This window comes from Erwinia oleae, assembly GCF_000770305.1.
In the GTDB taxonomy this organism is placed as follows: domain Bacteria; phylum Pseudomonadota; class Gammaproteobacteria; order Enterobacterales; family Enterobacteriaceae; genus Erwinia; species Erwinia oleae.
In genome coordinates, this window is record NZ_JNVB01000008.1 from 69,162 (window position 1) to 81,474 (window position 12,313).

Genomic DNA, 12,313 nt, shown 5'->3' on the forward strand with positions numbered 1-12,313 from the left:
TCGAAGGGACGTGCCGGGAAAGAGGGATAACAGGCTCCGGTTGTTTCTTATCATTGCGATGAAGAGCATTGTCTTACTATTCGCAGTAATGTCAACGTGTTGTGAGCCAGATTATCGCATCAGCGCTCAGGTAAGATCTGACGCGGGCAACGCTTTCAGCAGGTTTTCCGGCACAGTCGTTTTTGGCAGGGGAAGCCGGAACAGCTTGCTTTCCGGCTCAAGCGATACCGTACGCAAATGACGGTTGCAGATGAACCATATTTCGTCGCGATCGTTTGACAGGATGTAATAGGCGTCGGAGGTTTCAGAGGGATTAAAGCATCCCAGCGCACGATATGCCGTGCCTGAACTGAAGCCACTTGCCAGAGGCAGCGGCCGCGGACCATTAGCAAGCTCTTCGATTCTCAGATACAGACCAGTTTCCAACCAAAGCATAAGTTATAACGCTTCATCAAAGGGGGAGTTTACTGAGTATAGCTGCGGAACGGTAAGTCATCGTTCCAATTCATGTAACACCAGAAGCGTTCTGTATTTTAAAGCCTGATTGCACTCTGCAAATGTCAATAAGCCGTCGTGATTAAGCAAAACCAGAGTGCTAAGCTTTAGCCCTCTGGCGATAAACTCTTGCTGGCTACAATCAGGCTTTTTGGCCGTTTTCAGCCGAACAGTCGCTGATGATTTTGCGTAAGGGCATGTGCAACATCAGGCAGCATCGGGAAAGAGCTTTGACCGCCGTATTTCTGAATTGAACATGAACTGATTTCAGCAGCGAAAGGAATACCTTCTTCCAGCGGAAGTCTGTTGACCAGACAATATGCAAGCCCGCCAATGAATGAGTCTCCGGCACCGGTTGTATCAACAACATCCGGGCAGAATACGGCCGGAAAGTGCCGCGCACCCTCATCGCCGGATAGCACTGCGCCTTTTTCTCCCAGCGTAATAATCACCCGATCCTTCACCCGCTGATGCAGGCTTTCCGCGCAGGTTAACGCCTCTCTGACCGACGTTACCGGCCCTGCACTCATAAAGCTCGCTTCCGTCTCATTGACGACCAGAAAATCGACCTGACTGAGAGCCTGCGCAGAAATATCGCGGGCAGGGGCATTGTTCAATAAAATTTTGCAATCATGTTGGCGCGCCAGGGTAATAGCGCGTTCAACCAGGCGATCGGGTATTTCAGATTGCAGGATAACCAATGGCCGATCGATGAACAAATCAGCATTAATATCATCCTCAGCGATCAGATAGTTTGCGCCTTTGATTATGGTACTGCAATAATCACCGGATTCCAGGATCTGAACGATGCCAATACCTGAGGTTTTTCCGCGTTGGGAAATCTTGTCAACTGAAACGCCGTTTTCGTTAAGTGATTTAATCAGTTCTGCGCCATAAATATCATTTCCAACGCATCCAACCATGTTGACATTCAGACCCAGCCTGGCGCACTGAACTGCCTGATTAGCACCTTTTCCACCCGGCATCAGCATCAATTCGTTGCCGGTAAATGTCTCCCCAATTTCCGGTAGACGATCCTGCTGGACAAGAATGTCATAGTTAAGACTGCCAATAACAACAACATTATGTTTCATCATTTAAGCCCTTAATTGGCGGTGCGCTTGGACACAACCGCATTTCTGGTATTGTGTAAACTTGTCTGGCTTTTTTCACTGGTCTTGCTGGCAATAATGGTAAAAATGGCATCCAGAATATTCAGATGCACAATACGCGTGGTGGCATTTTCACCGGTAATGGGATTGTTCTTTACCGATGAAATTGCTGATTGAGGATGTTGGTTCTGACAATCTGGGTATTACTCTCGATTTCTGTCATATGATAATGAAGAAAGAGAATCCGGCATTTTCGCTGTTTCAGTCGGCGCGCAGAAATCGCCTGGTGGGCTTCCATCTGAATGATGGTTACGGTCATTTTGATGATGGTCTGATGCTTGGTTCAGTGCATCTTATGCAAACTCTGGAATATATCTATTATGCGAAACGCGTAAATTTCAACGGTCTGATTTATTTCGATACATTCCCAAGTCGTGAAGATCCGGTTGCCGAATGCGCTCAGAACATCCACATGTACAAAGCACTTTCTGACTTTATTGATCGCCTTAGCATCGAAGAAATCGATCAGTTGATCAAAAGTCAGGATGCATTAAAAGTGCAGGGCATGATGATGAAAATGCTCGCAAAATAATTAAATAACTTAAATCTTACCTCGTATTTACAACCAATCAGTGCCAGTCACTGGGGGAAACTATGTTTGATAAAATAGGTTTGCCTAAAAACTTGCTGTGGGGCTATATCGGCCTGGCTATTTTTATGATCGGCGATGGCGTTGAACAGGCGTGGATATCCATCTGGCTGGTTGAGAAGGGGCTATCAGTGGCTCAGGCCTCGTATCTGATCACGGCATATGGTGTTACCGTCACGCTGGCAGCCTGGGTGACAGGCGTGTTAGTGCAGACGCTGGGGCCGCGCAAAGTGATGGTGTATGGCTTGATCACTTTTGTCATTGGCAGTATTGGTTTTATCGCCGTCGGGCTTAAGACCATGCACATGGCTTGGATGGTGCCTTTTTATGCTATTCGAGGCATCGGCTATCCCTTGTTTGCCTACTCATTTCTGGTATGGATTAACTACAGCACACCCGTGGCGCGACGATCTACCGCAGTGGGCTGGTTCTGGTTCACCTTCTCATTAGGTTTAAGTGTTATTGGTCCATTCTTCTCATCTCTGGCCTTACCGGTGTTGGGAGAAATTCATGTGCTGTGGTTAGGGATGGTATTTGTCATCGTTGGCTCAGTGCTGGGGATTTGGGTGAACCGTGATGTGGTGCCTGCATCCGAAATACATCCTTTCAGCGCGGCTGAGTTAATCAAAGGTATAACCATATTACAAAGGCCGGTGATTGCTATCGGACTGGTGGTAAAATCGGTAAATGGGATCGCCCAATACGGTTTGGCCACGTTTCTGCCGCTGTACCTGATAAGTTTCGGCTACAGTAAAACCGAGTGGCTGCATATGTGGTCAGCAGTATTCCTGGTGGCTATTTTCGCGAATCTGTTCTTCGGCTTCTTTGGCGACAAATTCGGCTGGCGAACAACGATCATGTGGGTGGGTGGCTTTGCGTATGCAGTAGTGCTGATTCTGGTATGGGCGGTACCGCAGGTGCTGGGCCATAATTTCTATGTAATGGCGTTCGTACTGTGTTTATGCGGCATTACCATGGCCGGATATGTTCCTTTATCTGCGCTTTTCCCAATGCTGGCACCCGACAGTAAAGGCGCTGCAATGTCGGTATTAAATCTTGGCGCAGGTCTGGGGGCATTTATCGCACCGGCGATAACCGCCTTGTTCTACACGTCGCTTGGGGCAGGAGGCGTGCTGGGAATTTATGCGGGACTGTATTTGTTGAGTGGTGTGCTCACGCCATTCCTCAAAACCCCGGAAGAACTTGGTGAACAGATAGAAATGAAGGACAAAACTGCCTGACAGGTAATGATGTGTTGTTTCTGAAAACCCAGTCGATGTACTGGGTTTTTTACAGGCTTTAATTTGTTGTAATGGGGAGGCGATCCGGACATAGATGAACCATTACAGCTAATTTAACATAATATACATTATGCGCACCGACATGGCGGAGATTGAAAAATTGCTCTCCGTGCGTATCCCAAGACCAGTTCTTGCTTGTCCGGCATTCACCCATTCGCGAAATCACGTAGCCCGGCCACCATTTTTACAACGTGAAAGCCATGCTCATGCAAAAGCTGTTCATACTCTGCCGCAGCCAGACTGGCATGATAAAGCGCTTCACCTTCAAATGTGCCAATGGCTTCGCCGTTACCTGGGCCGCTGGTAAACATTAATGCCGCTTTGCTTGCCGCGTGCTGACGGAAGCGCGTAAACATTTCACGCTGATCTTCACGCGTCAGATGAAAAAAACTGTCCCATGCGATCAGCCCATCGAATTTTTCCGTCAGCGCCAGCGCCCGCATATCGGCTTGCAACCAGTGGTGCCGGGGAAAACGTTGTTGGCAGGCATCAATCATCGCCTGTGAGCTATCAACACCTGTAACCTGAAATCCCTGTCGGATAAAATACTCCGCAACCGGCACGCCGTTGCCGCAGCCGATATCAAGTATCCGCCCGCCTGCGGGCAGCAGGTTCAGAAAGCTGTCGAGCCAGGGCTGCTCAAAAAGATGGGTTAATCGCTGATCCCCAAAGGCTTTGGCATGCCGTTGATAAATTCCAATGATATTTTTTGCCAGCGGATTGGACATCAGCTCTCTCTTTTAGCGGCTCAGGCAATTTACAGCCCGACTGAACCCGTTATCTTAATTACTCTTTCAACTGCTCATTAACATGCTCAATGGCCTGAACAACTTCAGCCGAATGCGATTGTATCCCGACAATAACATTGCCTGCTTCTTTAATCAGTGAAACGCCCAAATCAGCCCTGACAAGGTTAGCCGTAATGTTTTTTTGTGCCGTGCTGGCCAGCGTCTGATTGCAGTCCACCACGCTGGCAATTTCCTGGGTGGCACTGTTGATATTGGCCGCCAGCATGCGGACTTCATTGGCCACGACGGCGAAGCTTCGACCGTGCGTCCCTGCCCTCGCCGCCTCAACGGCGGCGTTCAGCGCCAACAGGTTGGTCTGATTGGCGATGGAACGAATGGTATCAACCAGAATACCAATCTGCGCCGACTGGCTGCTCAGCCCATTGATATCTTCCGATACTTTGCGCAACTCGCTGGCGATTTCATTCATTTTTTGCACGCTGTTTTCAACAACAATCACGCCCTGCCGCGTATCGGCATTGGTCTCCAGCGCCGCTTTATAAGCGTGTTCGGCGGCTTCCCGCTCCTGTTTGTTTTTATTCATTTGCGCCGTGACGTCGGTGGCAAATTTCACTACTTCATACAGCTTTTTGTTTTCATCAAAAACCGGATTGTAGGTCGCGCGGAGCCAGATCTTTTCACCCTTTTTATTCACGCGCTCATAAAAGCCCGAGGCGAAATTTCCCTGACGCAGCTTTTGCCAGAAATCCTTATACTGCTGACTGTGATAAAGCTCAGGGGCACAAAATATTCGGTGGTGCTGCCCAATAATTTCATCGCTTCTGTAACCGGTGGTTTTCAAAAAATTTTCGTTGGCGTGAAGCACGTTGCCATCCAGATTGAATGAGATAACCGCCATTGAACGGTTAATCGCATTGGTCATCGCCCGTTGCTCCTGGGCATCAAAGATCCTTTCAGTAATATCTGACGCCAGTTTGACAATCTTTATCACTCTGCCGCTGCGATCTTTAATCGGGACATAGTTGGCTTCCAGCCAGACAGGACGTCCAAACCTGGCCAGGCGCAAAAATTTATTGCTGAAACTTTCTCCTCGACGCAGTCGCGCCCAGAACTCCGCATAGGCAGCCGAATTGTTGAAACTGTCCGGGCAGAGAATGCGGTGATGCTGGCCGATCACCTCGCCTGCCGTGTAGCCCATAATGTCCAGAAATAGTCCATTCGCCGAAAGAATTTGGCCTTCAGGGGTGAACTCAATCATCGCGATAGCGTTATGCAGCGAGTTAATGGTTTCGCGGGAGTTGCGTAAGGGAGAGTGCGCAACACGTGATAAAACCGCTGATTTAATGCTGTTGATCATTCTGTAACCTTTTTAGAAATTATTGATATCGTCACAGAAAGGGTTATCGGCAAAAGCGGGCAAAAATTCACTTTTAAATCGCGCGCAACTTAAAAGCACACGATTAGAGTGTTGTATCAAAATTTTCTCATGGTTTTGCAGACCTGAGATATTTTTTTTGCGGCAATTTTATGTGATTTTTTAGCAGCTTCCTGCACATTTACTGATTCCATTGGCAAAACAATCACTGCTTTACCCTCTTATTTACGTCTTCAATTTAAGTCAAATCGCCTAAAGTAATGCTATGCCCGGATAACATTTTAATTTTTCTCTCCGGTTTTCTGACGAAAAGGTTCTTTTTGCGTGGCTAAAACATTCTTACGCAGCGGAAATTTAGACGCCGTTCTGGCCCTGGGCGAAAACGGTTTGCCGGTTTACCTTTCAGCCCTTCAGCTTCGCGAGACGTTACGTCTGCGAAAACAGCAGCACATCGCCGACTGTCTGGCGATCCCGCAGCCTAACGACGCGGGCGATCGCCTTGACTGGTACGCACCCGTGTCGGGCAAAATCTCCTCCTGGGCAGGCGCGACTGACAGCGCACGCAGTCAGGCGCTCAGCCAACTGGTGGCGTGTCAGCAGGCGGTTGCCGACCTCTGTCAGCGCGCACAGAATTCTGAAAAACCGGGCCAGAAACTGTTTGGCGCCCTGCTCGCTAAGGCCTTGCAGTTTCCCGATCAAAATTTTGTCTATTTAGTCGGCGGTAAACCCGTCATCACCTTCTGGGGTTTTGTCAGTCTGGAAAAGAAAACCCGGCTGGATGCGCTGGATTGTCTGCGTACCGAACCGGAAGAGATCCCGACGTTGTCGAAACGGGTTGATATCCCGCCGCCGCCGGTCATTGCCACGCCGCCTGTACCTGTGCCCGAGCCAATTATTGTCTTGCCCCCTGCGCCACAGGAACCCGCAGCGGAGCCTGCACCGGTTACTCCGGTCGCGGTTGCGCCTGCAAGAAAAAATCTTACCCTGCTGCGCTATGGCTGGACGTTACCTGCCGTGGCCTTGTTAATTGCGCTGGGCGTTCAGCTGAAAAGCTGTGTTTCACAGCCGCAAACGACGCAGGCTGTCCAACCGCCTGTCAACGTTAAGCCGGTGGAGCCGCCTGCACCTACTCCCGCGCCACCCGTTGCCAAACCGGTGCTGGCGCCCGAACTGCCGCTTGCGCCTGCCAGCAGCACGCAGGTGAATGCTCCTCAACCTGAGCCTCAGGCCGTGCCGCCAACAGAGGCCGTCAGTGAAGAAGCGGCAATACCTGTTGCCAAAGATGATCTGGTGATGCCCACGGATGCGGTAAAACTGGGCTCAACTAAATTCCTTAATGGTAACTGGCGCGCCCTGCCCGGCGGAAAAAATCCGGTAACCGGCAAACCGCCAGGCCTGCGCTACCAGATGAAAAACGGCAAAGGAACGCTGAAGCTGACCCAGGGTGACGGCGTAAGCTGCCGCGTGGATGTGTTCGCTGGCCTGATGAAATCAGGAAACCTGGTGATCAACAGCCGCACCAAAGCAAAATGCAGCGACGGTTCCCGCTATCAGATGCCGGATCTGGTCTGCAAACAAGGTATTAGCGGCCCGGCTGAGTGTAGCGGACAGTATGATGCTAATACGGTATTACCGATGACGATGAAGCGTGAGAGTAAATAATGATGCTGGCTGCGATCACAGATTTTAAATCCACGATGACGCTGATTCAGAACAGCGGCATTCAGTTTCTGGACTTTGCATTGACGCCGATCCACGATGCCGACATGCCAGGAAAATTTGTCCGTCAGACTGCGAACGGCCCGCTGCTGCGCCTGAATTTCAATGCGCAGAGCGGTAAGTATTTGCTGCCGGTCAACGCGGGCGGCATGCCTGAAGTGGTCAAGCCGGAGTTCAGCTTTTCGCTTGAGCAGTCGCTACAACTGTTAAACGGCGTCTGGCTGCCGCTGCCTTTTTTCCGCTTCAACCCACCGCGCACCTTTATTGGCGGCCCGGACAACTGGGCGCGCATGCAGATCCTCGCGCTCGACAGGCCCGATCCCAATGGTAAAACCCATCGTCTTTGTCTCGCATTTGAAACCCGCGTCTGGCCGGAGGGTGAAGATGAATCGCTGGCGCTGAATGAGAGCGACGTTAAAAACGGCGTCAGTTTTGCACTGGCTCATCGTAGCAACGAGCTGGGCGAGTTTCTTGATCACACCTGGGTTGATGGCTGGCTGCGCGAAGCGTTCAGCGAACGTGCCGCTGCGGTTGAAGGTCGGCCGCAGGTGAATATCCGTACCGCGCTGCGTGAATTTGAATACCAGGCGCACTATCTGAATATGCTGCATCTGCTGGGAGAGCAGCTTGCGCTGCCCGAACTGAAAATCAGCGCCGCCACGCTCCAGGAACCTGCCGTTGCGGTAGATTTGATCCTTGATGTCGGCAACTCGCATACCTGCGGCATCATGGTTGAAGACCATCCTGACGACCCGCATGGCCTTAAGCATACCTATGAGCTGCATCTGCGCAATCTCAGCGCACCGCACCAGCTCTATAATGAGCTGTTTGAAAGCCGCGTCGAATTTGCGCAGGCCAGTTTTGGTAAGCAGAATTACGCTATCGAAAGCGGGCGCGATGACGCGTTTATCTGGCCCTCCATCACCCGTGTTGGCCGCGAAGCGACTCAGCTGGCGCTGGCGCGACTGGGCACCGAAGGCGCTACCGGCATCTCCAGCCCGCGGCGCTATTTATGGGATGAAGAGAGCTATACGCCAGGCTGGCGTTTCAGCCGCACGCCGGGCAGCGCCGCCCAGGAGCCGCTGGCGACCGCCGCGCCGCTGACCTTTTTAATTAACGATGAAGGCCAGCCGCTTTACAACCAGCCGACGGAAGAGCGCCTGCCGGTGTTCTCGCCGCAATACAGCCGCAGTTCGGTGATGAGTCTGATGCTCTCTGAACTGCTGGCGCAGGCGCTGATGCAGATGAACAGCCCTGCCCAGCGGCAGAAAATGCTGCACAGCAGCGCGCCGCGCCAGCTACGTCATATCATTTTGACGTTGCCTTCCGCGATGCCGAAGCCGGAACGGGAAATATTTCGCCGCCGCATGCAGGAAGCTATCGCGCTGGTGTGGAAAGCGATGGGCTGGCATCCGGCTGATGACGACTTTACCAGCGAAAAAGATAAAGCGAAGAGTCTGGTGCCGGTGCCGGTGGTACAGATGGAGTGGGACGAAGCCACCTGTGGGCAGATGGTCTACCTCTACAACGAAACCCAGGTTAACTTTGGCGGCCGCGCCGAAGACTTTTTTATCAGCATGGCGCGGCCGGATCGCGTGCGCGCCGCTGATGAGCCGCCGGGGAAAACGCTGCGCATTGCCTCCATTGATATCGGCGGCGGCACCACCGATCTGGCTATCACGCAGTACCGGCTGGACGACGGCGTCGGCAATAACGTCAAAATCATGCCGCGCCTGCTGTTTCGCGAGGGATTTAAGCTGGCGGGCGATGACATTCTGCTGGATGTGATCCAGCTTTATGTGCTTCCCGCCCTTCAGGCGGCCTTCAAACAGGCCGGCATGGCTAATCCCGAAGGCGTGATGACGCGGTTGTTCGGGCACGAAGGTCGGCTCGACGGACAGTCCACCCTTCGCCAGCAGGTGACGTTGCAGATTTTTATGCCCGTAGGCCAGGCGATCCTTGAAGCCTATGAAAGCTTTGATCCGCTTGATTTGAGTGCTGAAGTTGACGCCCGCTTCGGCGAGCTGCTCGGGCAGCCGCCAACGCAAAAGCTGCTGGATTACATTAACCGTGAGATCCAGCGTGAGCTACCCGGCGATGCAGCCGGGTTTGATATATTGCAGGTGCCGCTGATTGTGCGGTTGAGTAAACTGCATGCCGAATTTCTTTCGCCACGAATGAATATCACGCAGAGTCTGCGATCGATGTCGGAAGTGGTGGCGGTTTATGACTGCGACGTGCTGCTGCTGACCGGCCGACCTTCTCGCTTCCCCGGCGTACAGGCGCTGTTCCGTCATCTTCAGCCGCTGCCGGTCAGCCGAATTCTCTCGCTGGATGGCTATCACACCAACGACTGGTATCCGTTTAACAAACAGGGGCGCATTGAGAACCCGAAATCCACCGCGGCGGTGGGGGCGATGCTCTGCCTGTTGTCGCTGGATCTGCGGCTGGCGAACTTCTGGTTCAAAGCCGGTGATTTTCAGCCCTATTCAACCATTCGTTACCTTGGCATGATTGACAGCAACGGCGCACTGAGCGGTGAAAACGTCTGGTATGCGGATATCGACCTCGACGACGAAAAATTCAGCCTGGATTCGCGTCAGCGTTTCCAGGTGCGCGGCGCGTTGACGTTGGGATTTCGTCAACTGGATAACGACCGCTGGCCAGCGTCGCCGCTCTACACCCTTTCTATTGTCGATCCGCAGCTGGCACGCAGCGTCGCGGGCGATAAGGTATTAAAAATCAAACTTGCCGTTACGAAGGACGCGGGCGAATTTGGCCCGGAACGGTTTGAAATCGCCGAGGCCGCACTGGACGATGGCACACCCGTGCCGCTTGAGCACCTGCGTCTGAAATTAAACACGCTGGCCAGCAGCGGATCGGGGATCACCCATTACTGGATCGACAGTGGGAGCGTATATAAGAAATGAAACCGTTAACGCCAAAACAGATGTCGGGACAGTTCGGCAAAAAACTGGATGTGTTGGTAAAAGCGATTGACCGCGCCGCGCTTTGGCTGGAGAGCGCGCGGGAAACCTCGCCTCGCCTGAATATGGAAGCCGATCGGCTGGGCATCAAGCTCTGTCGTCAGCGCAATAAAGCCGCTTATCTGGCCGCCGCGGCAGGAAAAGAGTGCGCGATTGGCCTGTTCGGACTCTCACAGGCGGGAAAGTCCTATCTGATTAATGCGCTGGCCGTCAGTGAAAAAGGCCGGCTGGAGATAGCGCTTGGCGCGGAAACCCTCGATTACAGCGCACTCAACCCACAGCAGTTGACCGGCACAATGGTGACCCGCTTCACCGGCCAGCAGGTACGCGTGGATAATGAGTGGCCGGTGCAGTTATCGCTACTCAGCGAGGAAGCCCTGATTGCCGTTATTGCTGAAATGGGGGCAAACCGCAACGGCGAGGCGACGCCGGACGAACAGCAGATCGGCGATCGGCTGAAAAACGTCGGTATGTATCGTCAACCTCAGGCGGTTGACGGCCTCACCCGCCACGACGTGGTGGCGCTGTGGGACAGGCTGTCCGCCAGTCAGACCGCCAGCAGTAAAGCGCTGGAAACACATTTCTGGCCGCTGGCCGTCGATCTGGCGCCGTCGCTCAGCGTTGACGATCGCGCCCGCCTGTTCTCTCTGCTGTGGCATGATGATCGCGCGCTGACGGCGCTCTATCGCCAGCTTGCGCACATTCTTGCCGTCTGCGCGCCACGCGTGCTGGCCCCGCTCTCTACGCTGGACGATCCCACGCTGAGCATCCTGAACGTAAGTGGTCTGCGCTATTTCAACGCCGCGATCGACAGGGTGATTCAGGTGCTGCCCCAGGTGGAAGGACGCAACCTCAAACCGGTGAACGTTGCCCTTTCTGAACTGGCGCTGCTCAGCCGTGAAGTGACGCTGCCCTACTACAGCGCGCCGCGTGAAACGATGTTTGAACAGGTCGATCTGCTCGATTATCCGGGGATCGAAACGCCTTCTGTTGTGCCTGACGATGCACAGCATGAGATGGCGCTGGCCTTTCTTACCGCCAAGCGCTCTTTTCTTCTCACATATGCCGCCGAGCGGCAGGATGTCAATCTGTTGATGGTGTGCAGCGCCGTCAGCCAGCGCAGTGATTCGCGCATCGTTGGTCGCGTACTGGATAACTGGGTAAAACAGACGCAGGGCGAAAACAGCCAGGTGCGTGGCCGACGCAAACCCGGCCTGATCTGGGCGCTGACGCCGTTCGATCAGCGTATCACGCACGGGCAAAATTATGACGCGGCGGTGCAGCGTTACGTTGGCAATCCTGGCGATGCCTGGGGTTCGATGCTGGCGATGGATGATAAAGGCTTCAGGCGGATGGCGGGCTGGCTGATGACCGAAGTGCGTCGCGAAATCAAGATGGAGCGGCTGGATGAACAACGTGAAGAGCTGCGCCGTGAACTCAATGATAATCTGCTGGGACGCTGGTATCTGGTTTCAGAAAGAGAGGAGCCGGAAGCGCGCCAGCGCGTGGCCGAAACGCTGCTTAAAGCGCTCCAGGTGCGAACCGGCGTGCATGGCGAACTGCTTGAACGGCTGCTCCCCGATCGTGAAACGCTAAGGCATCTGTTTCTACAGCGGCAACGCCCCGGCGAACGTCCGCAGGAGCATGTGCTGAGCGAAGACGATCCTTTTGGCATCGGCATGAGCATCGATTTGCTGAGCGACGAACCCGTTCCGGCGCTGCTCAATCCGGAGGTGGCGACTGACGAGCCGGAAGCGGAGTTCGCCCATCAGGTTTACCGCCTGTGGGTCAATATTCTGCGCCAGCTGCCGGATCGCGCACCGTTGCTGGAGCTGCTGGGCGTTTCCAGGGCGACGCTGGAGATGCTGACGGAGGAGATGGTTACCGCCAGCATCCGCCTCGATATTGAAGGCGCGCTGGTCAATA

The 12,313-nt window shown here is 53.4% G+C and carries 8 protein-coding genes and 1 pseudogene; 5 read left to right on the top strand and 4 right to left on the bottom strand.

All coding sequences use genetic code 11. The features are described from left to right. Nucleotides 1-126: 126 nt before the first annotated feature. Nucleotides 127-435: a hypothetical protein gene (locus GS12_RS04480; RefSeq protein WP_034914808.1), complete on the bottom strand. Its 309-nt coding sequence runs from the start codon at nt 433-435 to the stop codon at nt 127-129. Nucleotides 436-656: 221 nt separating this feature from the next. Then, nucleotides 657-1,589 (bottom strand): ribokinase, encoded by a 933-nt coding sequence (locus GS12_RS04485; protein ID WP_034944317.1) that lies wholly within the window; start codon nt 1,587-1,589, stop codon nt 657-659. 184 nt (nt 1,590-1,773) lie between these two features. Between GS12_RS04485 and GS12_RS04490 the strand changes: the two are divergent. Together GS12_RS04490 and GS12_RS04495 are read left to right on the top strand one after the other, a co-directional pair. Next, a pseudogene (locus GS12_RS04490) lies at nt 1,774-2,199 on the top strand (TIM barrel protein); the annotation flags it as partial. Between the two features lie 62 nt (nt 2,200-2,261). Beyond that, on the top strand, nt 2,262-3,497 hold the full coding sequence (locus GS12_RS04495) for an MFS transporter (protein WP_034914817.1): 1,236 nt from the start codon (nt 2,262-2,264) through the stop codon (nt 3,495-3,497). A 206-nt stretch (nt 3,498-3,703) separates the two neighbouring features. Here GS12_RS04495 and GS12_RS04500 read toward each other — a convergent pair whose 3' ends face one another. Next, the gene (locus tag GS12_RS04500; RefSeq protein ID WP_034944318.1) at nt 3,704-4,285 is read right to left on the bottom strand and encodes a class I SAM-dependent methyltransferase; all 582 of its coding nucleotides are present in this window, start codon (nt 4,283-4,285) and stop codon (nt 3,704-3,706) included. A 58-nt stretch (nt 4,286-4,343) separates the two neighbouring features. Continuing rightward, a complete protein-coding gene (locus GS12_RS04505; RefSeq protein WP_034944319.1) occupies nt 4,344-5,663 on the bottom strand; it encodes a methyl-accepting chemotaxis protein in 1,320 nt (439 codons plus the stop codon). A gap of 342 nt (nt 5,664-6,005) precedes the next feature. On the opposite strand from GS12_RS04505, the gene GS12_RS04510 reads away from it, so the two are divergent. The 3 genes from GS12_RS04510 to GS12_RS04520 all read left to right on the top strand — a co-directional run. Continuing rightward, on the top strand, nt 6,006-7,343 hold the full coding sequence (locus tag GS12_RS04510; protein WP_034944325.1) for an SrfA family protein: 1,338 nt from the start codon (nt 6,006-6,008) through the stop codon (nt 7,341-7,343). 2 nt (nt 7,344-7,345) lie between these two features. Beyond that, nucleotides 7,346-10,330, top strand: a complete 2,985-nt coding sequence (locus tag GS12_RS04515; protein ID WP_034944338.1) for a virulence factor SrfB — start codon at nt 7,346-7,348, stop codon at nt 10,328-10,330. Then, nucleotides 10,327-12,313 (top strand): virulence factor SrfC family protein (locus GS12_RS04520; RefSeq protein ID WP_034944327.1); only part of this gene is annotated, 1,987 nt, incomplete at its 3' end. The genes GS12_RS04515 and GS12_RS04520, both read left to right, overlap by 4 nt.